The organism is Kitasatospora sp. NBC_00315 (genome assembly GCF_041435095.1).
Lineage (GTDB): Bacteria > Actinomycetota > Actinomycetes > Streptomycetales > Streptomycetaceae > Kitasatospora.
In genome coordinates this window covers 7,181,371-7,206,923 of sequence record NZ_CP108025.1, presented here as the reverse complement: position 1 = coordinate 7,206,923, position 25,553 = coordinate 7,181,371, and the positions used below count along the sequence as shown (strand labels likewise).

The window sequence follows — 25,553 nt, the reverse complement described above, 5'->3', positions numbered from 1 at the left end:
GCGCGGCCGTTGACGGCGGGCGAAGGGGAAAGGGGAGAACCCGCCCTTTCCCACCTCTAACATATAACGTACCGGGGGCCTTGCCGCAAGGCCCTGGTCATGCCGCACAATCGTCGACCTGAGCCCGAAATGCGCGGAATCGGGAGCCGCGACATCGGCACCGCCCACGCGTAGGTCATTCCTCGGATTGTTTCGTGCCGTGGGAGCGGTCGTTCTCACCGCCGCTCAATCGGCCGGTCGCTTGTGAATTCTGAGTCAAACGGAGTCAGCTTTGGTCCCCACGCCGCCGTCATCGCCGCAGGCCTCGTCGCCGTCGTCGCCGCAGTCCCCGTCGTCCGAGACCGATTCAGTCGCCCGGGCCGGAGCCGGGGGCGGCAGCGGCCGGGGCGAGGACGGTGCGCGACCCGCCGACGGCTGGCGGGCCGGGCAACTGCGGGTGGAGAACGCGTACGTCGACGAGCTGTACGACCGCCTCGAAACGCAGCGCGAACTGGCCACCGCGCAGCTGCGCGAGATCCATCGCCGGGACAGCGGCGGCACGCAGCAGTCCCGGCTGGAGCGCGACGCGATGGAGGCCCACCACACCCGTCGACTGTCGGAGCTGCACGCCGCCGAGTACGGACTCTGCTTCGGCCGGATCGAGAACGCCGACGGCGAGCGACGGTACATCGGCCGGATCGCGCTGGCGGACGAGGACCACGAGCCGCTCCTCACCGACTGGCGGGCCTCGGCCGCGGAGCCGTTCTACCGCGCGACGCCCGCGGCGCCCGGCGGCGTCACGGCGCGACGGCACCTGCGCAGCAAGGGCCGGACCGTCGTCGACTTCGACGACGACGCCTTCGGTGTCAGCGCTCTGGAGGGCCGGGCCGGCTCCGAGCTCAGCGGGGAGAGCGCCCTGCTCGCCTCGCTGACGGCGGCCAGGACCGGACGGATGGGCGACATCGTCTCCACCATCCAGGCCGAGCAGGACCGGGTGATCCGTTCGGAGCTCGGCGGCGTCATGGTCGTCCAAGGCGGGCCCGGCACCGGCAAGACGGTGGTCGCCCTGCATCGCGCGGCGTACCTGCTCTACACCCACCGCGACCGGCTGGCCAAGCGGGGCGTCCTGATGATCGGGCCGAACACGACGTTCCTGCGCTACATCGACCAGGTGCTCCCCGCCCTCGGTGAGAGCGAGGTCGTGCTGAGCAGCATCGGCACGCTCTACCCGGGCGTGACGGCGACCGGCACCGACTCGCCCGAGGCCGCCGCCGTCAAGGGCGACGCGCGGATGACGGGTGTCCTCGCGGCCGCGCTGGAGGGGCTCCGACAGCTTCCGGAGGAGTCCTGGACCATCGTGGTGGGCCGGCGCTCGCCCTACCACGTGGAGCTCGTGATCAGCCGGGCCATGTGCGAGCGGGCCCGCGCCGAGGCCCGCAGGACCGGCGAGCCCCACAACGCGGCCCGGGCCGCCCTGGTCGAGCGGCTCTCCTCGGAGCTCGCGCTGCGGATCGCCAGGGACCGGGGCGGGGACATGGACCTGGACGACGTGGCGAACCTCGCCGACGCGCTCGTGGACGAGCCCGAGTTCCAGGACCTGACCGAGAAGCTGTGGCCGTTGCTGAGCCCGGAGCAGCTGGTCACCGCCCTGTTCGGCTCCCCGGAGCTGCTGGCGACGGCCATGCCGGACTTCTCCGGCGCCGAACGCGCCGCCGTCCGGCGCGAGCGGCCGGCCCGGGACGGCGAAGCCCCGTCCCGGACCGCTCGGAGAACCTGGAGCACCTGGACGACCTGGAGCGCCGCCGACGTCCCCCTGCTGGACGAGGCCGCCGAACTGCTCGGTCCGCTCCCCGGCAACAACACCCCCCGACAGATCGAACTCGCCGCCGAGGCTGCGGAGCTGGAGTTCGCGAAGATCGTCCTCGACGACTTCGGCGTCGGGCTGGTGGAGATGGACGCGCAGATGCTGGCCCGGCAGTACCGCGGCGAGCGCTCGCTGCGGCCGCTGGCCGACCGTGCGGCGGAGGACCGCACCTGGGGCTTCGGACACGTGATCGTGGACGAGGCGCAGGAGCTCTCCCCCATGGACTGGCGGATGCTGACCCGCCGCTGCCCCGGCCGTTCCATGACCATCGTGGGCGACCTCGCGCAGACCGGCGCGCCGGCAGGGCTGAGCTCCTGGGGCGAGGCGCTCGACGCGTACACGGCGGGTCGCTGGCGCACGGTCGAACTCACCGTCAACTACCGCACGCCGGCCGAGATCATGCGGGTCACCGAGGGCGTCCTGCGGGCCGTCGACCCGAAGCTCGCCGCCCCCACCGCGGTCCGCGCCGGAGGGCACCGTCCGTGGAGTCTGCGGATTCCCGAGGACGGCCGGGGAGCGGCGCTGCGCAGCGCCGTCGAGAAGGAGATCGCGGCACTGGACGGCGGCCGGACGGCGATCATCCACGCGGCGGACTGCCCGCCCGAACTGCTCGCCGGGCTGACCGAGTCGGACGCCGTCGCCGCCTTCACCGACGGCCCGTCGGCCCTGGACTCGCCCGTCGTCCTGATGACGGCGGCTCAGGCCAAGGGGCTCGAATTCGACACGGTCCTCGTCCTGGAGCCCGCGGAGATCCTCGCGGCGCACTCCCGCGGCGCCAACGACCTCTATGTCGCGCTCACCCGCGCGACCAAGCGGCTCGGGGTCATCCACAGCCGGGAGCTGCCGGAGATGCTGGAGGGTCTGGACCCCCGCTGACCGGGGCGGGCCCGGATCTCCTCGGAGATCCGGGCCCGGGCCCGCCGCGCGGGAGCGGCGGCCTCAGTGGTAGAAGGTCCGCCCGGCGGCGCCGGAGGAGACCGACCAGACCTCGACGATCAAGCCGTCGCAGACCCTGAGAACGTCGGTTCCGCTCCTGGCGACCTTCTCGTCGTCCTCGCCGACGAAGCTCGCGAGGTAGGGCCGCGCGACCAGGCCGCTCGGGCCGCCGTCGGCCGGCGTGAGATCGACCACGGCCGTCCCCTCCGCCGCGAAGAGCAGACCGCTACGGGAGCGGTGCCAGGCGGCGACGACCTCGGCGAGCTGCCGAGGGGTGCGGATCCCGTCGAACGCGTCGGTGCCGGCCTGTGCGTACCGCAGCACGAAGGCGGGCGCCATGATCTCGTCGACGAGATCGACGTCCCCGTTCCACATGGCCGTCCACCGGTCGAACAGGCCGACGCCGAACTCGCGCGTTCCGTGGTCACTCACAACTTCCCCCTGGGTCCGGATCCTCTGCGAGCCACTGACGCTAGCAAGGGCCTACGACAGTGCCGGGCCGAGCGCCCGACACTCCGGCAGTTCCCGTCCCACGTGCTCCCCGTGGCGGGGGCGCCTTCGTTCGGTGCACCCGGGCGGGACGGCCGGAGGGCGCCCCGGGGCGACTCCCCGTCGCCCGGGCGCCCCTCGGAGGTCAGCCGCGTCGCGTGTCGTCCGGGTCCTCGGGCGGGGGCGGGGCGCCCTCGGCGGTCATCCGGCTCTCGGGCCGCTCGCGCACCGGTGCGTCGCCGAGGACCGCCGGGCCGTCGGTGGCCGGGGCGCCCGGGGCCGCCGGGTCACCGTCCGAGGTGAGCCGGCCCCGCCATCCGCCACTCTCGTGGCCCCGCTCCTCGATGAAGCCCTTGAACCGCTTGAGGTCGCCCTTGACCTGGCGGTCCAGGACACCGAGCATGTCGCCCGCCTTCTCGGCCAGACCCTGCGGCTCGAAGTCCATCGCCAGACTCACCCGGGTGTGGGAGTCGTCGATGCGCTGGAACGTCACGATCCCCATCTGCTGGACGTCGCCGCCGACCGTGCGCCAGGAGATCCGCTCGTCGGGCAACTGGTCGACGATCTCGGTGTAGAACTCGCGGCGCGCACCGGCGACCTTCGTCGTCCACTGGCAGTGCCGGTCGTCCGTCTGGTGGACCGCCTCCACGCCCTCCATGAAGCTCGGGAAGTCCTCGAACTGCGTCCACTGGTTGTAGGCGCTGTGCACCGGGACATCCACGTCGATGGATTCCATCACCGTGCTCACAACAGTCTCCTTCCGGATCGGGAAGCTCAGGCGTTCCGTCTGTGTGCGCGCCTGCCCCGTGCCGGGGCGATCAATCGGGCCGCCGCGGTCGGGTGTCCGTCGGCCGCCGCACGACCCCGCACGACCCCCGCTCGACGGGCATCGGAGCCGGAGTCCGGCCGCCGCGGGGTGGTGCGGGCGCCGCCGACCGGACGGCACCGGGGCCCCGGGCCGCGGCCGTCAAGCCACCCGCGAGACGCGGCCGGAGCGCAGGAGCGCAGCGCGTTCGGTCTCCGACAGGCCGCCCCACACGCCGTACGGCTCACGTACCTCCAGGGCGTGCGAGAGGCACTGGAGGCGGACGGGGCACCCCTCGCAGACCCTCTTCGCCTCCGCCTCCCGGTCGTCGTGGGCCGGACCCCGCTCCCCGAAGGGATGGAAGAACAGGCTGGTGTCGACATCGCGGCACGAGGCGGCGAGCTGCCAGTTCCAGTGGTGGTCGAAGGCGCCGGGCAGGCGCGAGATGTTGCTCAAGGGGTTCTCACCTCGGCTGGACGAAGACGGGACGGTCGGCAGGGCGCTCGGGCCGACGGCCGGACGGCGTGGAGGGGTCGGCCAACCGCCGCCTGCCCCGTTTCGCCGACCCCACCCACGTTCGTCCCACCGGATTCCCCCGCCGCCCGGATTCCCCGCCGTCCGGAGCGCCCCCACCCGAGGAGCCGCCGGAACTCGGAGCCCCCGGCACTCGGAGTCCGCGCCGTCCGGACGGGCGGCGCGCCCGTGGCGCCCTACCGGGCCTGCGGTCGCCCGCCCGCGGCCACCGCTCTGAGCTCGGCGAGCGCCTCGCTCACGTGGTCGCCCAGTTCGCGTGCCCCGTCCTCACCGACCCAGCGCTCGAAGCCGATCTTGAAGACGGCGATGCCGGCCTCCGCGGTGAGGCTCGCGGCAGGCTCCTCGACGCCGCGTCGGCGCAGCGTGCCGGCCAGCGCCGCCGACAGCGAGGCGAGCTTGATCAGCTCGCGCTCGCGCAGTTCCACGTTGGCGGTGATGACGGCCTGGCGCTGCCGGGCGAACTCGTGGCGTTCCAGGAAGAGGGCGGCGACGCTCTCCAGGGCCACGGCCATCGCGTCGATCGGTGCGACTCCGGCCGGGGCTCCGGCGAGGGCGTCGACGAAGAACTCCTCCAGTGCGCCCGCGCCCCCGAACAGCACCTCGCGTTTGTCGGCGTAGTGCCGGAAGAACGTCCGCTCGGTGAGCCCGGCCCGTTCGGCGATCTGCGCGGCGGTGGTCTGCTCGAAGCCGCGCTCGCTGTAGAGCGCCATCGCCGCCTGCTCAAGGCGCCCGCGTGCGTCCGGCTTCCATCGACCCATGGCCGGAATCATACGTGATGACAGCGACTGACATACGGTGTTACGGTCGATGACAGTAACTGACATCACTCTTCGTCTCGCCGCTCACCCTGCGTGCCGGGAAACCGGTACCGCTCGATTCGGGTGGTGGACCTGTCCGGAGGTTCTCCTCATGCGTGTGTTCATCACCGGTGCGTCCGGCTGGATCGGCTCCGCCGTCGTTCCGGAGCTCATCGGCGCCGGCCACCGGATCCTCGGGCTCGCCCGTTCGGACGCCTCGGCCGCCGCCCTCCTCTCGGCGGGTGCCGAGGTCCGCCGCGGCACGATCGACGATCTCGACGTCCTGCACGCCGGGGCCGCCGAGTCGGACGGCGTGATCCACCTGGCCTTCAAGCACGACATCGCGTTCAGCGGCGGCTTCGAGGACGCCGCCGCGGCGGACCGGCGTGCCATCGACACCTTCGGCGACGCGCTCGCCGGCTCCGACCGTCCGTTCCTCATCGCCTCCGGGACGCTCGGACTGGCGCCGGGGCGGGTCGCGACGGAGCTGGACGGTCAGCCGTCCGACCCCGTCGACGCGCAGTTGACCGGCGGCCCCGCCCGGCGCCTGGCCAACGCGCACGCGACGATCGCCCTGGCCGACCGGGGCGTGCGCTCCTCGGTCGTGCGGCTGCCTCCGACGGTGCACGGGGACGGGGACAACGGCTTCATCGCCGCCGTCGTCGCCACCGCCCGCGCGAAGGGGGTCAGCGGCTACATCGGCGACGGTACGAACCGCTGGCCGGCCGTGCACCGGTCCGACGCCGCGCGTCTCTTCCGCCTCGCGCTGGAGAGCGCTCCGGCCGGTTCCACGCTGCACGCGGCCGCGGAGGACGGGGTCCCGATCCGGGCCGTCGCGGAGGTGATCGGGCGGCACCTCGGCCTGGCCGTCGCCTCGGTCTCCACCGACGACGCAACCGAGCACTTCAGCTGGCTGGGCGGCTTCCTCGGGCTCGACAGTCCCGTGTCCAGCGTGCGGACCCGCGAGCTGCTCGACTGGCAGCCGAGCGGGCCCGGCCTCGTCGACGACCTCGACCTCGGCCACTACTTCGCCACAGCGGCCGGCTGACCGTCCACCGGCCGCGCCGGGCGCCGGCGTCACCACGCGATGTGCGTGGAGCGATGTGGGCCGGCGCGGAGCGGCGTGGGCCGGGGGACGAGCGGGCCGTCCGGACCGCTCGTCCCCCGCGCCCGGCTCACTCCTGTCGGCTCACTCCTGTCGGCTCACCCCGGCCGGCTCACAGGGCCCGGACGCCCCGGGTGGCACCGAAGCCGGTCTCGTGGTCCCAGACGTGCGTGCAACCCGGGCACTGGAGGTGCAGCGTGCTCCCGGTGTTGGCGATCAGGTACCGCCAGTGGTCGCCGCAGGTGCGCCGCTCCCGGCAGGGGGCGCAGTCGCGGGCGTCGTCGCAGCCGGGGCAGGCCACCCAGGCGCGGCGTCCGAGGTCCGCCTGCGGGTCAATGGGCAGCATGGCCCGGCCCGGCTCCCGGCGCGGCGGGCAGCACACCGGCGGCCACCAGCTCCTCGTACATCCGCTGCTGCTCGGCGTCGAGACCGGAGTACAGCAGCGCGTAGGCCGCCTCCTCGCCCCGGAGCACCTCCACCGGATCCCACTCGGGCCCGAGCGCGGCCATGACCTCGGTGCGACGGCGGATCTCCTCGACGGTCAGGTCGAGGTCGAAGGCTGTGAGCTCGGGCGGGCGGCCGTCCGAGGGGGAACTGTGCGAGAACATGCCGCCATGGTTAGGCAAGGCTTACTTCATCGTCAATGTGTTCCCGGCCACGTCGCGGCACGGACCGGCACGGATCGGTCCGCCCCGGTCAGCGCCGCTCAGCGCCGGGCGCCCCCGCGCACGGGCGGCGCGATCCGCACCCGCTCCGTGTCGGGCGCCTTCTCGATGTCGTCGAGCTGCGCGATGATCGTGCCGCGCAGCTCGTCGTAGTCCTCGAAGGTGTGATCCCCGAACAGGGTGTACCCCGTCCACATCAGGTTGGCGCAGACCCGCGCCGGCACCCGGCCGATCCGGGCGCCCATACCGACCAGTGCCACCGATCCGATGCTTCCCGGCGCCGCCTCGTTCTGCCGGTGGACCGCCTGGAACGCGGCGGCGCAGGCCAGTGCCACGTTCAGGGTCTCGCTGACGTTCTGTGAGGACTGCTCCATGGTCGGCGCCGAGATCAGGAATCTCGGGTTGACCGCGCCGGACGGCACGCACACGGCGCTTCCCACCGGGAGCCGCCCGCCGAACCCGTCCCGGATCGCCCGCTGCACGCGCAGCTGGATGCCCGCTCCGAGGTGCCGCTTGACGACCGCGTCGAGCCCGCCGTCCATCCGGCCACGGGAGTTGGTCGGACTGACCCAGGCGTCGACCCGCTCGTCGAGAATCGAGCCCTGGCGGATCTCGATCCCGGGGGTGTCGGCGAACGCCGCCCGCCAGGCCCGGACCACCGTCACGTCGGTGTCGGTCAGTACCACCCTGAGCGGCGACTTCACGCGGTCTTCGGTCACGGTCCACTCCGATCGAGAAACTGTCCCCTTGTCGATCACGACGCTAGCGCGCCCCACCGACAACGCGACCGCCGTCCCGGGCCCGTCCGGGACGGCGCTCCTGACCCCCGGTCAGCGACCCGAGGTGCCCGAACGCACCGGTGGGGCGGCGCCGACCCCACCGCCGTCCGTCGGTTGTCACACCCGGCCGGTATCCCTGTGACTGACGACGGCCACCGAGCACCCGGCCGACCGTCCCTCCATCTGCACGGTTCGACGACGCGGAGACCTCCACCATGAGCGACGCCAACTCCCCCGCCACGCCCGATCCGAACGACCCGCTGGCCCTCGCGGAACTCTTCGAGGGCGGCGGTGAGCCGTGGCTCCCGCTGCTGAAGCCCGTCATCGAGGCACAGCCCGACGCGGCCGCCTTCATCGGACCGGGCCGCGGCGCGGAGGTGGTCCCCGTCCGCGAGCTGACCTTCCAGGCGCTCAAGCCCCATGCGCCGCACCGGTGGAAGGTCGTCGTCTTCGGCCAGAACCCCTACCCCCGGCCGGAGAGCGCCACCGGCATCGCGATGTTCGACAACACCTTCCACGGCTGGGAGGACAGCCGGTTCGGCCGGGTCGTCAGCATCCGCTGCCTCATCAAGGCGGCGGCGATGTGGAAGTACGGCATTCCCCGGCGGACGCCGATCGCCGACGTACGCGCGCTGTTGCGCGAGCAGGACACCGTCCAGCCGCCGGAGTGGTTCCAGGCCATGCTCACCCAGGGCGTGCTGCTGCTGAACGCGGCGCTCACCGCCGGGAGCGACGGCGCGTCCGGGCCGGACCGGCACACCGCGTTCTGGCGACCGGTGGCCGAGCGGATCGTCGAGGAGATCCTCCGGGCCAAGCAGAACGCCGACGAGGAGGACCGCGGGGTGGTGTTCGCGTGGTGGGGGGCGCACGCGCGCAGCCTCAAGACGGTGGTCCTGCGGCTCCAGAAGAAGTTTCCCGACGTCGAGGTCCGCCACATCGACCACGCCAACCCCGCGGCGCAGGGGGACATCTTCTGCGACGGCGACCACTTCGGGACGGTGAACGCGGCGCTCGCCTCGTTCGGCGCCGATCCGATCGACTGGCTTCCGAGCAGGGGCTGGGACACGCGGGCCGCGCAGGGCGCCGCAGCGGACGCCGGCGTCGCCGAGCGCATGGGCGCGTTCATCGCCTCCACCATGGAGCTGCACCAGCTCTACCTCGAACGCCTCGCGGGCGTGAAGGACGAGGGCCTCGTCCTGCCGGCGATCACCGGAGTGTTCGAGACCCCGCTGATGGACTTCCGCGACGCGGTGGGGCCGGTGGCCGGGTTGCTCTCCGGTCTGGACCGGCACGTGACGCTGTCGCACGAGTTCGGCAAGCGGCGGGCCGACGAGGCGGACGCCGGCCTGTCCGCCGACGCGATCGCCGCCCTCTACCTCTACACCTGCGAATCCGCGTTCTACCGGGAGATCAACGCCGTCCTGCGCTCCCCGGACCGGACGAGGATCGTGCCGTACCTCCCCTATCTGCGGCTGCTGTTCTCGGCCGTCTCGCACCTTCCCACGCGCGTGGAGCCGCTGTGGCGCGGAGTGCCGCTGGACCTGCGGGAGCAGTACCGGCTCGGACGGACGGTGACCTGGTGGGGCGTCTCCTCCTGCACGTCCAAGCTCGCCGTGGCGCGGGCGTTCCTCGGCGGCCGCGGCAGGCGGACGCTCTTCGAGGTGCGTCCCCTGCGCGCCACGGGCATCCAGCGCTTCTCCGCGTTCACCGGCGAGGAGGAGTTCATCCTCCTGCCCGGCACGCAGCTCGAGGTGACGAAGGTGACGGCCGAACGCGGCGGTCTGTGCACGGTGACGCTGAGCGAACTGGCGGAGCAGATCCTGGTGTCCTGACCGAGCGCCCGGCCCCGCCCGGCGGATCGGACGGCCGCCGGCTCGCGAGGGCCCGACTTACGGCCGGGCCACCGGCTCCCGCGCACCGACGGACGTCCGATCCGCCGGGAGCGCGGCGTTCTCGGCGAGGGCCCGGCGGAGCCGGTGGACGCCCTCCTCCAGCTGCGCGGTCCCGGGGGTGCTCACGTAGCTCAGCCGCAGGTACGGCGCCGGAGCCTCGGCGGTGAAGTAAGGGCCGCCGGCGGTGACAGCGACGCCGCGGCGCAGCGCGCCGGCGGTGACGGCGCGCTCGTCGCTGCCATCGGGCAGCCGCAGCCACAGGTGGTACCCGCCGAGTGGCGGCCGGTGCGGGAGGAGCGTGGGCAGTTCGCGGCCCATCGCGGTGAGCAGGGCGGTCCGGCGCTCGCGCAGCGCGCCCGCGAGCGCCCGCAGGTGAGCGGCCCAGGCGGGGGAGCCGACCAGTTCGAGGGTGGTCTCCTGCAGCGGGCGGGGGACGAAGAAGCTGTCGACGACCTGGGTCGCGCGAAGCCGCTCCAGGACGGGGCCCCGGGCGGACAGGGCCGCGATCCGCAGGCTGGGCGAGGCCGCCTTGGTCAGCGAGCGCACGTGGACGACCACGCCGTCCGGGTCGTCGGCGGCCAGGGGCAGCGGTAGCGGCGGCGAGTCGGCGTGCACCAGGCGGCGCGCGAAGTCGTCCTCGACGACGAAGGCGCCCGCCGCCCGCGCGATCCGGAGCACCTCGGTGCGGCGCTGCGGGGAGAGGACGGTTCCGGTGGGGTTCTGGAACAGCGGCTGGCAGACGAACACCCGGGCCCGGGTGGCCCGGAAGGCCTCGGCCAGCAGGTCGGTGCGCACGCCGTCGGCGTCGACCGGAACCGGGACGGGCCGCAGTCCGGCGGCCCGGGCGACCGCGAGCATGCCGGGGTAGGTGGGCGATTCGACCAGGACCGGGGCGCCGGGAGCCGCCAGGGATCGCAGCGCGGTGGTGAGCGCGCTCTGACCTCCGGCGGTGATCAGGACGTCCGAGGCGTTGAGGGAGCCGCCCGGGCCGCCGATGTCGCGGGCGAACCAGTCCCGCAGCTCGGGCAGACCCTCCACCGGAGGGCGGGACCAGGTGCCGGGTCGGCGGCCGGCTCTGGCGAGGGCGGCGGCCAGCGCCCGCTCCGGCTGGAGCACCGCGTTCAGGTAGCCGCCGTTCAGGTCGACGACCTCGGGCGGCGGGGTGGTGAGGGTCGCGAGGACGCCGGCGGCGCCCGCGGCGACGGCGCCGAGCGGCGGATCCGCGCTCAGCGCCACCTCCTGCCAGGAGACGTCGCCCACGGTGCCGGTGACGCGGCCGGCGGCAGCCCTGAAGACGCCCGCGCCGGGCCGGGAGACCACGAGCCCTTCGGCGGCCAGGGTGGCGATCGCCCGGGAGAGCGTCACCGGACTGACCTGGTGGCGCGCCACCAGCACCCTGCTGGAGGGGAGTTTCTCCCCTTCCTGGTAGCGGCTCAGCTCGTTCCGCAAGCTGGCGGCCAGGACAGCGACACTGCTACCGTCATTCATGACGATACAAGGTAGCAGTACTCGGATCTCGGCGATAGCGGTCGACGGCGGGGCCGGTGCCCAGGGCGGTGCCGACGGCCGTGGCGGCACCCTGCGGGCCGCCCTCGGCGTGCTGGCCTTCTCGGCCAGTTTCCCGGCCACCGCGTGGGCCCTCGAAGGCTTCGGCCCGTGGACGGCCAGCGGTCTGCGGGGCCTGCTGGCGGGGCTGCTGGCCGGGGCCTGCCTGCTCGGCGCCCGGGTGCCGGTGCCCGCGCGCCGGCACTGGCCGGGTCTGCTCACGGTGGCCGGCGGCTGCGTCCTCGGGTTCCCGCTGCTGACCACGCTCGCCCTGCGGACATCCAGCACGGCGCACTCGGCGGTGGTCATCGGCATGTTGCCGCTGGCCACCGCCGCCGTCTCGGCCGCCTTGACCGGCCGCCGTCCGTCGCGCGCGTTCTGGACGGCCGCCGGCGTGGGCGCCGGGGCCGTGGCCGCCTTCACGCTCCAGCAGAACCACGGCCTGCCGACCCTCGCCGACGGGTACCTCTTCGGCGCGCTGCTGGTGTGCGCCGCCGGCTACGCCCAGGGTGGCCGGCTCGCCTCCCACCTGCCGGGCTGGCAGGTCATCGCCTGGGGCGTGGTCGCCGCCCTGCCGGTGTCCGCCCTGGTCACGGCCCTCGCGCTGGCCGCGGAGCCGATGCATCCCAGCGCCCGGGCGATCGTCGGCACGGCGTACGTCGCCGCGGTGTCCCAGTTCGGCGGGTTCGTGCTCTGGTACCGGGGCATGGCCGCCATCGGGGTGCCCAGGGCCAGCCAGATCCAGCTCGCCCAGCCGCTGATCACCCTGGTGTGGTCGGTGCTGCTGGTCGGGGAACGGCTCTCCCCCCTCGCTCCCGTCACCGCCCTGGTGGTCCTCGGCTGCATCGCGGTCACCCAGCGTGCCCGCAGCTGACTCCCCCTCCGCACGGGTGATTCTCCGCGCCCTCCGCCCTGCCCGCCGCGCCCGGCCGGGCGGGAGCGGCGGGCGTCGACCGGCGTGAACGGGCCGCCGGAGCACTCCGACGCCGCGTCACCCGTACAGCTCGCCGACGCGGCGTCACGGGCGTTCGCCGCAGACGATCTCACCAGTTCCGGGGGTGACGGTCGGGGTGTGGCTACCCGGGCAGGGCCACTACGTCCGCTCGTTCGGCGTCGCCGACAAGAGGACCGGCGCCCCGATGACGGACGACCTCTACATGCGGATCGGCAGCGAGACGAAGACCTTCACCGCCACCGTGGTGCTCGAACTGGTCGACGACGGCCTGATCGGGCTGGACGACCCCGTCTCCGCCCATGTCAGCGGCGTCCCGCACGGTGACCGGATCACCGTGCGCGACCTCGCCGAGATGCGCAGCGGCCTGTTCCCGTACTCCTCGGACCCGGGCTTCGTCACGGCTCTGGAGTCGGACCCCACCAGGCCCTCCACGCCGCAGGAGCTGCTCGCGTACGGGTACAAGCACCCCAACGTCGCCGCGCCCGGGACGCAGGCCCAGCGCACCGACTTCCTGGACACCGGCCTCCCGGGCGCGGGCTACGGCCTCGGCCTGTTCGACGTCCAGGGCTGGGTGGGCCACAACGGCTCGCTGCCCGGCTACGAGAGCCTGACGATCTACATGCCAGAGACGGGCGCGACCCTCGTAGTGCTCCTGAACACGGACATCCTCACCGACGGCATCGAGCCGAGCACCCTGTTCGGGCAGGCCCTCACCAGCATCGTGACGCGGGACAACGTCTACTTCATCCCCGCGGTGAAGTGACCCTCCCGCTTCTCGGTTCCCGCGGTGAGGCCGCCCTTCGCGAAGCGGCGCCCACCGGAGACGACCCCGCACCTGATCACGGCCGGGTCGACGCCCGGTCCGTCACCATGTGAAGCGCGGGGCGGGCGGCCTCGCTCCCGGATCGGCGCGGGGGCCGCCCGGGTCAGTGCAGGGACCACACCTGGTTGGGCTGGGTGCCGCTGCCGTAGCAGTCCCAGATCTGGAGCCGGGTGCCGTCGGCGGTGCCCTGCCCGGCGGCGTCCAGGCACTTGCCGGAGTTCGGGTTCACGAAGGTGTTCCCGGTGTGCTGCCACTTCTGCGCGACGCTGCCGTTGCAGTCGTAGAGCTGGACGGCTGTGCCGACGACGGTGTTGCCACCGGTGCCCCCGCCGGTGCCGTTGGCGGTGAAGGAGAAGGAGTCGAACACCGGGGCCGGCCTGGCTGCCAGGCCGCCGGGGCGCCCACCCGGTGGCTGCCCCGAGCCCGAGCGAGCCGGCCCGTCACAGCCGGCCGCACCGTGATGTCTCCCACACCGCCGAGGTTCGGAATTGGACCATCGTCCCAGTTCAGGGCGGTGTTCTCGGAAGAAGTGCCAGTCCCACCGGTGGGCGCGCCGGGGTTAGGGTGATCTTCGGACCACGGTGGTCCCGATCGGACGCACCGTGTACGGCCGTACCTGCGTGACCCGCTCCGTGCGTCCGGTGAAGATCCCCGCCCGCCGCCCGTACCTGCCTGCCGTGCCCCCTGGGCGACGGCCAGAAGAGTGATCGTGAGCATCGACCAGCAGCCCGCTCCTGCTGTCTCCCGTCCGGCACCGACCCGTCCGGCACCGACCCGTCCGCGCCCGGCCGCCCGGCTTCGGGCGCTCACCGTCAGCCGGGCACCGGCCCGGCCCACCCCGGCGGCGGCAGCCCACACCCTCGCCTCCGCGACCTCGGTCCTGCTCCTGCTGGTCGCGATCGGCGCGGCCATCCACGAGCCGCTGCTGATCCCGCCGCTGGCCGCCAGTGCCGCACTCATCCACAGCGTCCCCACGCTTCCCCTCGCACAGCCCCGCAGCGTGATCGGCGGGCACGTGCTGTGCGCGGCGGTGGGACTGGCCGTGCACGCCGCGTTCGGCAGCTCGCTGTGGACCGCCGCGGCGGCGGCCGGGCTGGCGCTCGGCACCACGATGCTCGCCCGCACGCCGCACTCCCCCGCCTGCGCCACCGCCGTCATCGCCGTTCTCCAGGGCCCGGCGCCGGCGCGGTTCCTCGGCACCCTGTTCGCGGCCGCCGTGCTCCTGGTCGGTGCCGGCGTCCTGGCCGCCCGGCTGCGCCGCCCGGTGGCCTACCCGGCGTACTGGTGGTGATCCCCGGTCGGGCGGCAGCCCGGATTCGAACGCGGTCCGACCGGCTGTCCACATCGCGGCCGGGGACCGCCGGCGCCGGGCGGCACCGCTACGATCGGCGGACTTCGACGATCTACAGGAGGTCCACCCGGTGATCCAGCGATTCGGCTCGAACGAGCGCATGAGCGAGGCCGTGGTGCACAACGGCACCGTCTACCTGGCCGGCCAGGTGGCCGGGGACACCGCGCAGGACGCCCAGGGGCAGACCCGGCAGGTCCTGGAATCCATCGACCGTCTGCTGGCGGAGGCCGGCAGCGACCGCACCCGGATCCTCCGTGCCGAGATCTTCCTCGCCGACATCGGCCACTTCGCCGACATGAACAAGGAATGGGACGTCTGGGTACCGGCCGGGGCCACGCCCGCGCGCGCGACCCTGCAGGCCCAGCTCTACCACCCCGACGTGCTGGTCGAGATCGTCGTGACCGCCGCGCTCTGAGCCACCGCGCCCCGAGCCACCGCGCCCGGCGGTGCCGGACCCGACGGTGCCGGACCCGACGCCCGACGCCGCATCGCAGGTCGAGCGGGGCGGAGCGGTCGAGCCGGACGGGGCGCGCGGGCATACAAAGGCTTACGAAGGCGTGCGGGGCGGCGCCGAGCGGGTAGAGCCGCGAGGGTGGGAGCGACGCGGGCCGCACCCCGGGTGCGGCCGGGACCGGAGTCCCGGGTGGGCGGAGTGGGCCGGGTGTGAGCCCGGCGGGCGCGGGCAGACGACGGCCATGGCCGTCTCCCCTTCACCGCCGCCGGCACAACCGCCCACACCGCCGCAGCCACCGCAGCCACCGCAGCCACCGCAGCCACCGCCGCCGATACCCGCGCCGCCGGCGGTGCCGCCCCGGGCCGGGGCCCGGCTCCGCCGCCGGATCGCCGTTCCCGTCCTGGCCCTGGCCCTGGCCGTGCTGGCGGGGCTGGCCGTCTCCGCGGTGCTGCTCGCCGAGCCGTCCGTGCCCCGGAGGCACGGCGAGCCCACCGGCGCGGCGGACGCCGTCGGCCCGTTCGGCGCGGCGCCGGCCTTCGCCTCCGGCGCGAACCCGCGCGCTCTCGTCCTCGACGGGGTCTCGGGCCGCCTGGAGGTGACGCCGGCTACGGGCCCCCGGGCCACCGCCGACTTCGTCCCCGACGGGGACGACACTCCCGGCCGGGTCGTATTCGGCGCCCCGGGTGGCGACGGCGCCGTCCCGGTGGGCTGCGCCCGGGGCGACGGCCCGTCCGTTCCCTGCCACGGTGTGCTGCGGCTCTCCGTCCCGGAGGGCACCGCACTGACGGTCCGGCAGACCTCCGGCGAGGTCTCGCTCTCCGGCGTGACCGGCGATCTCGATCTCGCGCTCACCTCGGTCCGGTTCACGGCCGTCGGTGTGCGGTCCGGGCGGGTCGCCCTCGACGTCCGTTCCGGCAGCGCGGACGTGGGCTTCGCCAGTGCGCCGGGCAGCCTCGATCTGGATTCGTCCTCCGCGTCGGTGGCCCTGCGACTTCCCACCGGCGGCCCGGGCGAGGACTACGCCTTCACCTCCGAGGCCGTCTCGGCGGACGTCCGGATCGCCCTGCCGGACCGGACCGACGCGGATCACCGCGTCCACCTGCACACGGAGTCGGCCTCGGTGGCGGTCCTCGCCGCCGGCTGAGGCGGCCGCCGGGCAGGTGGCCGAACAGGACACCCGACAGGCCGCCGAGCAGGCAACCGAGCCACCGGCCCAGCAGGCCGCCGAGCAGGCAGCCGAGCCACCGACTGAGCACCGGCCCACCGCCCGGGAGGTACCTGCTCCCGGGGCCCGCAGCTCACTGCGGACCTCTGCGGACCTCCGCGGCAGCCTGCCGCAACCGCTCAGATCCGGAAGATCGACCCCACGAACTCGGCCAGCAGCCGCTCCTTCAACGGGCCGGGCAGCGCGTCCAGGAGTACGAGGACGGGCGCCATCCGGCCCGGCAGCCCGCCGTGCGGGTCCAGCCCGGCGAAGGCCAGCACACCGGCGATCTCCTCCGGGCCGAGCGCCGCCGGATCGAGACCGGCCGCGAGTTCGGCCAGCGCAGGGTCCACCGCGACCGGGGGCAGGGCGCGGGCGGCCTTGAGCGCCTCGGCGAGGTCGGCCAGCAGGGCGTCCACCTGACCGGCCGTCGCCGGGGTCAGCGTCAGGTGCAGGTTCGGCGGCAGGCCGTCGAAGGACAGCTGCGGCTGGAGGTACCAGCCGCGCTCGCGCATCTCGTCGGCGAGGTGCAGCAGCAGGCTCAGGTCGGGCCCGCCGTCCGCGCCGTCCAGGGTGAACGCAACCAGCCCGGCGGAGGGCTCGCCGAGCACCCGGATCCCGGAGGTCGCGCGCAGCCCCGCGAGCAGCCGGTCGGACGCGTCGGCGACCCGCCCGGCCAGCGCGGTGTAGCCGTCCTCACCGACGTGCCGCAGCACGGCCCAGGCCTGGGCGAGCAGCCCGCCGGACTTGGTGCCCTGAACGGTCGGGTTGACGACCGGGTAGCCCGGCCAGCCGGCGTGTGCGAAGTACTGGTGGCGGCGCAGCTCGGCGTCCCGGTACAGCACCACGGAGGCACCCTTGTCGGCGTAGCCGTACTTGTGCAGGTCGACGGAGAGCGAGGTGACGCCCGGCACCGAGAGGTCGAACGCCGGCACCTCCCGGCCGGCCCGACGCAGGTACGGCAGGATCCAGCCGCCGATGCAGGCGTCGACGTGGCAGAGCACGCCCCGCTCGGCGGCGGCCGCGGCGATCTCCGCGACGGGGTCGACCACGCCGTGGGCGTACGACGGCGCCGAGGCGACCACCAGCACGGTCCGCTCGTCGATCGCCGCCGCGACCGAGGCGGGGTCGGCCCGGAACGTCACCGGGTCCACCGGGACGACGACCGGCCGCACGCCCAGGTAGGCGGCGGCCTTGTGGAAGGCCGCGTGGGCGGTCGACGGCAGCACCAGGCGCGGGTCCGTCACGCCCCGGGTGGCCCGGGCGTGGTCACGGGCGGTCTTGACGGCCAGCAGGATGCTCTCGGTGCCTCCGCTGGTGAAGGTGCCCTGCGTGCCGGGCGCCCCGAGCAGGGCGGCCACCGCGCCGACGATGTCGTTCTCCAGCCGGGCGACGCTCGGGAAGACCGTCATGTCGAGACCGTTGACGGTCGCGTAGGCGGAGTAGGCCTCCGCCGCGAGCGAGTCCAGGCCGTCGACGCCCGCGTCGTACACGTACGCGAAGGTGCGCCCGCCCCGGGTCGGAGCGTCGCCACCGCGCAGCGCCCGCAGTTCGGCCAGGACGTCCTCGGCCGGGCGGCCGGGCGCGAGCGCCGCGGGGGCGTTGAGGCCAGTGAGGCCGGTGGGGCCGGTCGAGGTGGTGGGATCAGCTGACACGGGTGGTTCCGTCCTCGGGTGCGGATGCGGGCGCGGGCAGGGATGCGGGCGCGGATGTGGGCGCGGATGTGGGCGTGGATGCCGGCGCGGATGCGGCTGCGCGCCCGGGCTCGGCGGCGGGGGCGGCCTCCGTCGCCGGTGCGGGCAGCGGTTGCCCGGGCCGCCGGCCCTCCGCCCGGTAGCGGTGCAGCAGCCACAGGCTCGCCGCCGCCAGCAGGGCGGGGATCAGACCGGTGCCGGCCGTGATCGCGGTCAGCGCGGCCTGCGGCTGCACGCCCCGGTGCGACGCGTCCGACGAGTGGAATCCGCTCAGCGCCAGCAGTGCGGCGAACGCTCCGGCGCCCACGGCGAGAGCCAGCGTCTCGGCGGCGGTCCACAGCCCGGTGAAGGTCGCGGCCCGGCGGCTGCCGGTCCGCGCGGCGTCCTCGGCCAGCGTGTCGGCGAGCATGGTCAGCGGCAGCAGCTGCAGGCCCGCGTACGCGACACCGACCACGGCCGCCGCGGCGTAGCCCAGCCAGGGACCGACCACGCCGGTCAGCGCCAGCGCCACCGTGCCCGCCACGAACAGGACGGACGCGCAGCCCTGCGCGTAGCCCGTCCCACGGCGCCGGGCGAGCCGGTTCCACAGCGGCATCACCAGCACCAGCGGGCCGATCATCGCGGCGAACAACGGCGTGACCGCGCTCGCCGAGCCGAGCGTGTAGGTCGCGAAGTACTGCACCCCGGCGAGCAGGACGCCGACCGCCAGCGCCTGCACCGTCCACATCCCCGCGAGGTAGCGGAACGGCGTGTTGTCGCGGAGGACGGCGAGCTGCGCGCGCAGGGACGGTTCGGCGCGGCTGCGCGCCACGGCCGGGGCCCGGCGGGTCGCGTGCCAGGCGCCGAACATGCCCACCGCCAGCAGCGCGGCCACCGCGACCCCCATCAGGCGGTAGCCGCCCGGGGTGTCGCCGCCCGCGTGTGCGAGCGCCGGCGCGACCGCCCCCGACAGCAGGATCGCCGTGCCGAGGAAGCCGACCCGCCAGCCCAGCATCCGGCCGCGCTCGGCGTCGTCCTCGGTCATCTCCGCGGGCATGGTCACGTACGGCACCTGGAAGACCGCGTAGGCCGTCGCCGTGAGCAGGAAGACCACGGCGACGTACCCGGCGGCGGCCGTCCCTCGCAACGGTGGGGCCGCGAACAGCAGGGCGAACAGCGGCGGCAGGGTGCAGGCGCCGATCAGCAGGAACGGCCGCCGCGGCCCCGAACGCCAGGTGCTCCGGTCCGACAGGGCGCCGACCAGTGGGTTGATGAGCACGTCCCACGCCTTCGGCAGGAACACGGCGGCGCCCGCCACGGCGGCCGGTACGGCCAGCACGTCGGTCAGGTAGTAGAGCAGGATCAGCCCGGGCACCGTACCGAAGGTGCCGGTGCACAGCGAGCCGAGGCCGTAGCCGATCCGCACCCCGGCGGGGAGGGGGCCGGCTGCGGTGCCCGCTGCCTGCGCGGTCCGCACGGGCGCGCTCACCGGGCTCCGCCCGGGGAGGTCAGCGCGCGGACGCGGGGCAGCACCTCCTCGCCGACCCGGTACGCCTCCTCCAGATGCGGGTAGCCCGACAGGACGAACTCGCCGATGCCCAGCGCGGCGTACTCCGCCAGGCGCTGCGCGACCTCCTCGTACGAGCCGACCAGCGCCGTACCGGCGCCCTCCCGGACCAGCCCGACCCCGGCCCACAGGTTCGGGGCGATCTCCAGGGTGGCGGCGTCCGTGCGCCCGCCGTGCAGCGCCGCCATCCGCGCCTGTCCGGTCGAGTCCATCGCAGCGAACCGCTGCTGGGTCGCCCGGACGGCCACCGGATCCATCCGGGCCAGCATCCGGTCGGCCTCCGCCCACGCCTGCTCCGAGGTGTCACGCGCGATCACGTGGATGCGCAGCCCGTGGCGCAGCACCCGCCCCGCCTGCCCGGCCAGCGCGTCGAGGCGTCCGATCCGGGTGGCCAGCGCCTGCGGTGGCTCCCCCCAGTAGAGCTGGACGTCGGCGCGGCGTGCCGACACCGCCTCGGCGGCCGGGCTGGCACCTCCGAGGTACAGCGGCACCGGGTGCTCGGTGGCCGGGTCGACGAGGGCCGCGCCCTCCGTCCGGACGTACCGGCCGCCGAGGTCGCCGCTCCGGCCCGCCAGCAGCTCCCGCAGCACGGCCATCACCTCGTCCGTCCGGGCGTACCGCTCGTCGTGGGCGAGCCCGTCGCCGTACGCCCGCTGCTCGGCCGGGTCGCCGCCGGTCACCACGTTGAGTGCCAGCCGGCCGCCCGCGAAGCGGCGGAACGCGTCCGCCTGCTGCGCCAGCAGGGTCGGGCTGGCGAACCCCGGACGGAACGCGACGAGGAAGCCGATCCGGTCGGTGTGCTGGGCGACGGCGGTCGCGATGATCCAGGGGTCGACGCAGCCCAGGCCGACCGGTGCCAGCAGCGCGGTGAAGCCGCACTGCTCCGCGGCACGGGCCACCTGGGTCAGGTAGCCGACGTCGGCACGGCGGCGGGTCGCGGCGGACGTCCGGCCCTGTACGGCGGTCACCCCGCCGGGGTCACGGCCGTCGCCGCCGGTGGGCAGGAACCAGTGGAACACCGGCTCCCCGGGGCGGGCCGACTCGTCTTCGGGCACGGGAACTCCTCGCCGGGCGGCGCGCGGGCGGCGCCGCCGGGTACGCGGGACCGGCCGGGAGGGGCCGGTGGGGACAGACAGGGAAGGAGAGCACGGCCGGTGCGGGGCCCGCGGCGCACGGTCCCCGGGCCGGGGAGCCCGCCGCACCGTCCGTCGCGAAGGGGTGCGGCGGAAGGCGGTGGTTCGGGGGGCGGTACCTCACGGGCCGTGCCTCGTCTGCCGTGTTTCAGGGGCTGGGCTTCAAGGGCTGAGCTTCAGGGGCAGCGGTGGCAGTGGCCGCGGCTTCAGGGGCAGCGGCTTCAGCGGGAGGTTCGACAGGAACGCGGGCGACAGACGCCCGGGCAGCCGTCCGGATCACCGGAGTGGTGCACGAAGGGGGCGGGAGCTGCGAGGACGCCTGACATGGCACAGATCATGAACGACAACCGGGCCCGCCCACAAGGGCCGGACGGGGATGACCTGCGGCGGGACCCGGAAGCGGGGAGCCGGAGCCGGAAGCGGGGAGCCAGCGGCCGGGAGCCGGGAGCCGGGAATAGCGAAGGGCAGGCGGTGCCTTCACCCGACATGACCACCACGGCGTTCAACCCGCGCACGCTGCTCGCCGAGAGCCGGCTCGGCGTCCTCGCCACGATCAAGTCGGACGGCCGCCCCCAGCTCTCCCCCGTCATGCCCTTCTACGACCAGGAGGCCGACGTCATCCACGTCTCGATGACCGAGGGACGCGCGAAGACGGCGAACCTGCGCCGGGGCCCCCGGGCCACCCTGGAGGTCACCGGCCCCGACGGCGGGTCCTGGGCCACCGCCGAGGGCACCGCGACCCTCGTCGGCCCCGGCACCGACCCCCACGGCCCCGAGGTCGAGGCACTGGTGCGCTACTACCGCACCGCTGCCGGGGAGCACCCCGACTGGGACGAGTACCGGGCGACGATGGTCTCCGACCGAAGGGTGCTGATGACCATGACGGTCGATCACGTGTACGGCGCCCGCCTCCGCTGAGCACTCCTGCGGCGCCGGCGGCCGGCCATGCCGAGCGGCCTGCCCGAAGGTGCATCAAAGGTGCGCGAATCGCTCCTTCACCGCGCCGCCCGGGCCGTGCTAACCAGGGAGTCGGACAGATCCACTTCCCGGTGAAGGACGGTTTCCATGCGTACGCAAGAACCTGGCAGGTCGCCGGACGAGAGGGCGGCCCGCCGTCCGGCGCGCCCGGCCGGCACGGCCGCCGCCGCAGCAGCAGCCCCGTTCTCTCCCATGGCGCTGCTCGCCCTGCAAGGTGGCGCCGGTAACGCCGCCGTCGTCCAGCTGCTCCGTCAGGCCGGACACCTCGGCGCACAGGCCCCGGAGCGGCACCTGCACGACGGCGGCTGTGGTCATCAGCGACCTGAACGGGCCCCCGTGCAGCGCTCCACCGTGCCCGGCGTACTGCGCTCCGGCGGCCGGCCCCTGGACGCTGCCACCCGCACGGACATGGAAGGCCGCCTCGGCGCGGACTTCTCCGACGTCCGCGTCCACAACGACAGTGCCGCCAAGGCCTCCGCCGCCGAAGTCGGCGCCCGCGCCTACACCTCCGGCAACCACATCGTCATCGGCGACGGCGGTACCGACAAGCACACCATCGCCCACGAACTCACCCACGTCATCCAACAACGCCGAGGTCCCGTCGCAGGAACCGACAACGGGCAGGGGCTCAAGGTCTCGGACCCCTCCGACCGGTTCGAGCGCGAGGCGGAGGCCAACGCCACACGGGCCATGACCGGAACAGGGGTCGCCTCTCCAACCAATGCCTCCATGCCGAATGCCCCCACCGCTGCGCCGGCCGCAGTGCAACGACAATCCGTGGTGGCCGGAAATCTTCTCATAAAAAGAGGCCGCCACGACTTCAGGAACGACCTGTGCCTGGCGATGAACCTGGCACCGAACCAGGCCCGCTGCCACACGGTCTCGTACGAGCTCATATCAGAAGGCGTGATCAGAGCCGTCAACGATTCCCTGGCGACCAGGACTTCCGCAAATCTCGGCGAACTCTACGGAATCACGGATGCGGTCTTCCCCACCGCAGGAACTCTTCCTCCCAACCTGCAGATTCACCCGAACGCGGCAATGCTGCAGAGAATTTGCGCTGAAGAGTTCAACAAGGCTGAAGTCGCCCTGAGAAATTTGGACAGTCTACTGACCAATCCGACGCGAAACGTACAGGTCCTCGACGCCTCCAACGTCTACGCGAACAACCTGATCAAGGCCCTCAACAACTCCCCCGCCAACCTCCGGCCGGGCGCGTCCAACACCAACAGCTCCATTCAGGGAGCACTGGATCTCACCTCCGTGGGCCCGCCGCAACTGCTGCGCCAGAACACCCCCATCGTGGACACGAGCCAGGTGTACGACGAGAACGGCTACCAGAACATGCCGCTCCAGGTCGCCACCAATGTTCTGCGAGTCACGCCCATGCATGAGGAGCAGATCTGGAACCTGATCACCCGAACCGCGATTCCACAGGTGCACCTCTTCAGTTCCGGACCCCAGCTGCAGAGCTCCGACGTCGCCAACATGAACACCGGCACCATGGCACAGACCAACCCCACCACCGTCGCGATCCAGGTGCCCAACTCGAACCCGCCCGTGTACTTCCTGTTCCAACACTGAGCGACCTCGGCCGCCTTGACTCCGAAGCGCCCGCAGAGCGTCAAGTGCCCCGACGTCGAACCGCTCTTCAAGCGCCGAAGGGGCAGTCGATCGAACCGGCGCGACGGCCGGGCAGCGGGACGGCCGGACAACCGGACGGCCGGGCCAGGACGTCTGCCGGCGACCGGGGTTGATCGGACGGCAGGCGAGGCCACCGACGGACGGGCCCGGTGGCCCGGCTCAGCGGGTGTCGCCGGCCCAGTCCCAGCGGCGCGGGTTCTCGCGCCGGGGTGTGTAGCGGGCCCGGCCACCCGCACCGAACCGGCCGATCTCGGTGGGCAGTGCGGCGCCGTCGGCGAGTTCACCGGCGCTCCAGCCGGTGACGTCGAGGAGGAGGCCGTCGAGCGGGCCGGCGACCAGCTCGCGATAGGCGTGGCCGGGCCGGGGGCCCGGGTCGGGGTCGTCGTGGTCCGCGCCGTAGACCCGGCCACGCAGCAGTTCGTCGTCCATGCCCACCAGGATTCCAGTCACCACCGACAGACCGTCGGTGCAGCCGGGACGGTCGGATCGGATCGGGGTCGGATCGGATCGGGGTCGGGTCGGATCGGGCCGCTGGAACAGCTGCCCCGGAGCGGCCGTTCCAGGGCTGAGCGCGGCCGGCCGTTCGGGGTCCGGCCGAAGCCTGCCTCCGCCCCTGGCAGCCCGTCCGCGCCGCACCGCTCGCGGAGGCCGCCCCGGCTCGACGACCGGGCGTCACCGCGACCGCCTCACTCACTCGCCGGGACGAGGACGCGTGGTGGGTGGGCGGCGAGCCCGGCCATCCGCTCGTGCCCGACGGCGTCGGCCGGGGTGAAGAGCAGTACCAGGGCCGACTGGTCGTCGACCGGATGGAACGAGGACAGCGTCAGCCGCACGGGCCCCACACCGGCCGGCTCCACGGTGACCGTGCGCACCGTCAGCTCAGCCACCGAGTGGCATCCCCACCAGTGGCGGAGCTCCGGCGCGTCCGTGTCCAGGTGGCGGTAGACCTCCCCGGTGCGCGGGTCGGCGAGGGCGGACCCGGCCTGCGCGCGGAAGTGCTGGAAGACGTTCATCGCCAGCGGCTCCCAGTCGTGCAGCACGGCGCGCAGTCGGCGGTCTGCTGCCATCAGCCACATCAGGTTGCGGCGATCGGCGGGCACCGCCTCCGGCGCGCCCCACAGTGCCGACCAGGCGCTGTTCCAGCCGAGCAGGTCGAAGTGCCGGTCGACCAGCACGGCCGGGCTGGCCGGCCAGGAGTCCAGCACGGGCTGGACGGCGGCGGCGAGCCGCTCCGCGCCCTCGTCGTCGGGGGCGACCGGCTCGTGGTGGCCGGCGAGGCGCATCGCGTACCGGAGACCGGCCGGGTCCAGGCGCAGCGTCCGTGCGAGCGCCTCCAGCACCTGCCGCGAGGCGGTGACCCGGCCCTGTTCGAGCCAGGTGTACCAGGCGATTCCGACCCCGGAGAGCGAGGCGACCTCCTCGCGTCGCAGTCCGGGGGTGCGACGGCGGGCGGTCGAGGTCAGGCCGACATCGGTGGGCTTGAGCAGCTCGCGGTGGGCGCGCAGAAAGGCGCCCAGCTCCGCTCCGGCAGGGGCAGTTGACACGGTTTCGGCTCCTCGGAGGGGCGTGCGCGGCGGACGCCGTCGGTGCGGTTCGGTGCGGGCGCGGGGTCGGACGGGGCGCGGGGTCGGACGGGGCGCGGGGTCGGCCGTGTGACGGCCCACGGCGGCGGGGCCGAGCGACCGGTAGCCCACTCCGACGGCTCGTCGTCCGGTGCTCGCACCTCCAGGTCAGGTCCGGCCGGGTGCGATCGGCCGGTCGCCCTCGGGCAGCGAGTCGGTCCGGCGCAGCAGCTCGGTCGGGCGCAGCGACTCCGTCGGGCCGACTCACGGGTGGGGGCGGGGTCTCGGCCCGATGTCGAGCAGCGGCCGGGAGCCACACCGGCGACGCGGCGGCAGGGCGTCCGGTGGATTCAGTGGGCGACGCGCGGTCGACACAGCTCGTCGAAACACCTGCGGTGCCACGAGCCGCCGATCCCGACCAGGGTGAAGCCGGTCCGCCGATACGCCATACCACCACCCTAGGACCGGCTCTCACCGCAGGTCAAGGAGGGGACCGGGGCCGCACGGCCGGGGCGGCGCCCGATTCGGCGGCCCCGCACTCCTATGAGCACCGGTAACAGCACGGACGCCTGACTGGCTGTCCGAGCCGCCGGCCCGCACCCTTCCTGGAGCGGCCGAAGCTCCTCCTGCGGTACCGCCGGCCGGGACCGACCCCGTGCGAGGGCCCGTCCCGGCCGGCACTGCCGAGCGCGGCAGGCCACGCCCGGTGACCCCACGCCACTCCCACGCCAATTCCACGCCACAGCAACCCCGTTCCGGACAAGGCTCCGCCCCGCAGCGATGCACCCCGCAGCAACCCCACCCCGCAGCAACCCCACC

At 74.0% G+C, this 25,553-nt stretch carries 22 protein-coding genes and 2 pseudogenes; 10 read left to right on the top strand and 14 right to left on the bottom strand.

Features of this window, described 5'->3' with window-relative positions:
* Positions 1-271: 271 nt before the first annotated feature.
* Positions 272-2,719 (top strand): 3'-5' exonuclease, encoded by a 2,448-nt coding sequence (locus OG823_RS30325; RefSeq protein WP_371483299.1) that lies wholly within the window; start codon positions 272-274, stop codon positions 2,717-2,719.
* A 63-nt stretch (positions 2,720-2,782) separates the two neighbouring features.
* Here OG823_RS30325 and OG823_RS30320 read toward each other — a convergent pair whose 3' ends face one another.
* From OG823_RS30320 to OG823_RS30305, 4 genes and pseudogenes are all read right to left on the bottom strand, one after another.
* Positions 2,783-3,211 (bottom strand): hypothetical protein, encoded by a 429-nt coding sequence (locus tag OG823_RS30320; protein ID WP_371483297.1) that lies wholly within the window; start codon positions 3,209-3,211, stop codon positions 2,783-2,785.
* 358 nt (positions 3,212-3,569) lie between these two features.
* A pseudogene (locus OG823_RS30315) lies at positions 3,570-4,016 on the bottom strand (SRPBCC family protein); the annotation flags it as partial.
* 219 nt (positions 4,017-4,235) lie between these two features.
* Positions 4,236-4,529: a WhiB family transcriptional regulator gene (locus OG823_RS30310; protein ID WP_371483295.1), complete on the bottom strand. Its 294-nt coding sequence runs from the start codon at positions 4,527-4,529 to the stop codon at positions 4,236-4,238.
* Positions 4,530-4,783: 254 nt separating this feature from the next.
* Positions 4,784-5,365, bottom strand: a complete 582-nt coding sequence (locus OG823_RS30305) for a TetR family transcriptional regulator (RefSeq protein ID WP_371483293.1) — start codon at positions 5,363-5,365, stop codon at positions 4,784-4,786.
* Between the two features lie 151 nt (positions 5,366-5,516).
* On the opposite strand from OG823_RS30305, the gene OG823_RS30300 reads away from it, so the two are divergent.
* Positions 5,517-6,452 (top strand): SDR family oxidoreductase, encoded by a 936-nt coding sequence (locus OG823_RS30300; protein ID WP_371483291.1) that lies wholly within the window; start codon positions 5,517-5,519, stop codon positions 6,450-6,452.
* A gap of 169 nt (positions 6,453-6,621) precedes the next feature.
* Here OG823_RS30300 and OG823_RS30295 read toward each other — a convergent pair whose 3' ends face one another.
* From OG823_RS30295 to OG823_RS30285, 3 genes are all read right to left on the bottom strand, one after another.
* Positions 6,622-6,855: a hypothetical protein gene (locus tag OG823_RS30295; RefSeq protein ID WP_371483289.1), complete on the bottom strand. Its 234-nt coding sequence runs from the start codon at positions 6,853-6,855 to the stop codon at positions 6,622-6,624.
* Positions 6,842-7,117, bottom strand: coding sequence for a DUF6400 family protein (locus OG823_RS30290; protein WP_371483288.1), 276 nt, complete (start codon positions 7,115-7,117; stop codon positions 6,842-6,844). Before OG823_RS30290 ends, OG823_RS30295 begins: the two co-directional genes overlap by 14 nt.
* Positions 7,118-7,215: 98 nt before the next feature.
* Positions 7,216-7,893: a macro domain-containing protein gene (locus tag OG823_RS30285; RefSeq protein ID WP_371483287.1), complete on the bottom strand. Its 678-nt coding sequence runs from the start codon at positions 7,891-7,893 to the stop codon at positions 7,216-7,218.
* Between the two features lie 275 nt (positions 7,894-8,168).
* Here OG823_RS30285 and OG823_RS30280 point away from each other — a divergent pair, with 275 nt between their 5' ends.
* The gene (locus OG823_RS30280) at positions 8,169-9,785 is read left to right on the top strand and encodes an ADP-ribosyltransferase domain-containing protein (protein ID WP_371483286.1); all 1,617 of its coding nucleotides are present in this window, start codon (positions 8,169-8,171) and stop codon (positions 9,783-9,785) included.
* Between the two features lie 57 nt (positions 9,786-9,842).
* On the opposite strand, the gene OG823_RS30275 is transcribed toward OG823_RS30280, so the two are convergent.
* Positions 9,843-11,333, bottom strand: a complete 1,491-nt coding sequence (locus OG823_RS30275; RefSeq protein WP_371483284.1) for a PLP-dependent aminotransferase family protein — start codon at positions 11,331-11,333, stop codon at positions 9,843-9,845.
* Between OG823_RS30275 and OG823_RS30270 the strand changes: the two genes are divergently transcribed.
* Positions 11,332-12,264, top strand: a complete 933-nt coding sequence (locus OG823_RS30270; RefSeq protein ID WP_371483282.1) for a DMT family transporter — start codon at positions 11,332-11,334, stop codon at positions 12,262-12,264. The two genes, OG823_RS30275 and OG823_RS30270, sit on opposite strands and share 2 nt — an antisense overlap.
* Positions 12,265-12,439: 175 nt before the next feature.
* Positions 12,440-13,108, top strand: a pseudogene (locus OG823_RS30265) (serine hydrolase domain-containing protein); the annotation flags it as partial.
* Positions 13,109-13,271: 163 nt separating this feature from the next.
* Here the strand turns inward: OG823_RS30265 and OG823_RS30260 are convergent.
* Positions 13,272-13,535, bottom strand: a complete 264-nt coding sequence (locus tag OG823_RS30260; protein ID WP_371483281.1) for an RICIN domain-containing protein — start codon at positions 13,533-13,535, stop codon at positions 13,272-13,274.
* Between the two features lie 342 nt (positions 13,536-13,877).
* On the opposite strand from OG823_RS30260, the gene OG823_RS30255 reads away from it, so the two are divergent.
* The 3 genes from OG823_RS30255 to OG823_RS30245 all read left to right on the top strand — a co-directional run bounded on the left by OG823_RS30255 (position 13,878) and on the right by OG823_RS30245 (position 16,117).
* Positions 13,878-14,459 (top strand): HPP family protein, encoded by a 582-nt coding sequence (locus OG823_RS30255; protein ID WP_371483280.1) that lies wholly within the window; start codon positions 13,878-13,880, stop codon positions 14,457-14,459.
* Between the two features lie 130 nt (positions 14,460-14,589).
* On the top strand, positions 14,590-14,934 hold the full coding sequence (locus tag OG823_RS30250) for a RidA family protein (RefSeq protein ID WP_371483279.1): 345 nt from the start codon (positions 14,590-14,592) through the stop codon (positions 14,932-14,934).
* A 388-nt stretch (positions 14,935-15,322) separates the two neighbouring features.
* Positions 15,323-16,117: a hypothetical protein gene (locus OG823_RS30245; RefSeq protein WP_371483277.1), complete on the top strand. Its 795-nt coding sequence runs from the start codon at positions 15,323-15,325 to the stop codon at positions 16,115-16,117.
* A 200-nt stretch (positions 16,118-16,317) separates the two neighbouring features.
* Here the strand turns inward: OG823_RS30245 and OG823_RS30240 are convergent, their stop codons facing one another.
* The 3 genes from OG823_RS30240 to OG823_RS30230 all read right to left on the bottom strand — a co-directional run bounded on the left by OG823_RS30240 (position 16,318) and on the right by OG823_RS30230 (position 20,472).
* The gene (locus OG823_RS30240) at positions 16,318-17,736 is read right to left on the bottom strand and encodes an aspartate aminotransferase family protein (protein WP_371484709.1); all 1,419 of its coding nucleotides are present in this window, start codon (positions 17,734-17,736) and stop codon (positions 16,318-16,320) included.
* Between the two features lie 85 nt (positions 17,737-17,821).
* Positions 17,822-19,339 carry an MFS transporter gene (locus OG823_RS30235; protein WP_371483276.1) on the bottom strand — a complete coding sequence of 506 codons (1,518 nt, stop codon included), beginning with the start codon at positions 19,337-19,339 and terminating at the stop codon, positions 17,822-17,824.
* A complete protein-coding gene (locus tag OG823_RS30230) occupies positions 19,336-20,472 on the bottom strand; it encodes an LLM class flavin-dependent oxidoreductase (RefSeq protein ID WP_371483275.1) in 1,137 nt (378 codons plus the stop codon). The genes OG823_RS30235 and OG823_RS30230 overlap by 4 nt, the downstream gene beginning before the upstream one ends.
* 564 nt (positions 20,473-21,036) lie before the next feature.
* Here OG823_RS30230 and OG823_RS30225 point away from each other — a divergent pair.
* Both OG823_RS30225 and OG823_RS30220 read left to right on the top strand, forming a co-directional pair.
* On the top strand, positions 21,037-21,468 hold the full coding sequence (locus OG823_RS30225) for a PPOX class F420-dependent oxidoreductase (RefSeq protein WP_371484708.1): 432 nt from the start codon (positions 21,037-21,039) through the stop codon (positions 21,466-21,468).
* A 147-nt stretch (positions 21,469-21,615) separates the two neighbouring features.
* Complete coding sequence (locus tag OG823_RS30220; protein WP_371483274.1) at positions 21,616-23,112, top strand: DUF4157 domain-containing protein; 1,497 nt, start codon at positions 21,616-21,618, stop codon at positions 23,110-23,112.
* 219 nt (positions 23,113-23,331) lie between these two features.
* Here the strand turns inward: OG823_RS30220 and OG823_RS30215 are convergent, their stop codons facing one another.
* Both OG823_RS30215 and OG823_RS30210 read right to left on the bottom strand, forming a co-directional pair.
* Entirely contained in the window at positions 23,332-23,601 is a 270-nt protein-coding gene (locus tag OG823_RS30215; RefSeq protein WP_371484706.1) for a hypothetical protein, read from the bottom strand.
* 257 nt (positions 23,602-23,858) lie between these two features.
* Positions 23,859-24,716, bottom strand: coding sequence for a helix-turn-helix domain-containing protein (locus tag OG823_RS30210; protein WP_371483272.1), 858 nt, complete (start codon positions 24,714-24,716; stop codon positions 23,859-23,861).
* Positions 24,717-25,553 lie beyond the last annotated feature (837 nt).

Bases quoted from the DNA above. Each gene is read 5' to 3' on its own strand.
- OG823_RS30280 (WP_371483286.1), top strand. From the start codon at position 8,169: ATGAGCGACGCCAACTCCCCCGCCACGCCCGATCCGAACGACCCGCTG.
- OG823_RS30270 (WP_371483282.1), top strand. From the start codon at position 11,332: ATGACGATACAAGGTAGCAGTACTCGGATCTCGGCGATAGCGGTCGAC.
- OG823_RS30215 (WP_371484706.1), bottom strand. From the start codon at position 23,601: ATGGACGACGAACTGCTGCGTGGCCGGGTCTACGGCGCGGACCACGAC.
- OG823_RS30220 (WP_371483274.1), top strand. From the start codon at position 21,616: ATGCGTACGCAAGAACCTGGCAGGTCGCCGGACGAGAGGGCGGCCCGC.
- OG823_RS30300 (WP_371483291.1), top strand. From the start codon at position 5,517: ATGCGTGTGTTCATCACCGGTGCGTCCGGCTGGATCGGCTCCGCCGTC.
- OG823_RS30275 (WP_371483284.1), bottom strand. From the start codon at position 11,333: ATGAATGACGGTAGCAGTGTCGCTGTCCTGGCCGCCAGCTTGCGGAAC.
- OG823_RS30290 (WP_371483288.1), bottom strand. From the start codon at position 7,117: ATGTTCTCGCACAGTTCCCCCTCGGACGGCCGCCCGCCCGAGCTCACA.
- OG823_RS30225 (WP_371484708.1), top strand. From the start codon at position 21,037: ATGACCACCACGGCGTTCAACCCGCGCACGCTGCTCGCCGAGAGCCGG.
- OG823_RS30305 (WP_371483293.1), bottom strand. From the start codon at position 5,365: ATGGGTCGATGGAAGCCGGACGCACGCGGGCGCCTTGAGCAGGCGGCG.
- OG823_RS30295 (WP_371483289.1), bottom strand. From the start codon at position 6,855: ATGCTGCCCATTGACCCGCAGGCGGACCTCGGACGCCGCGCCTGGGTG.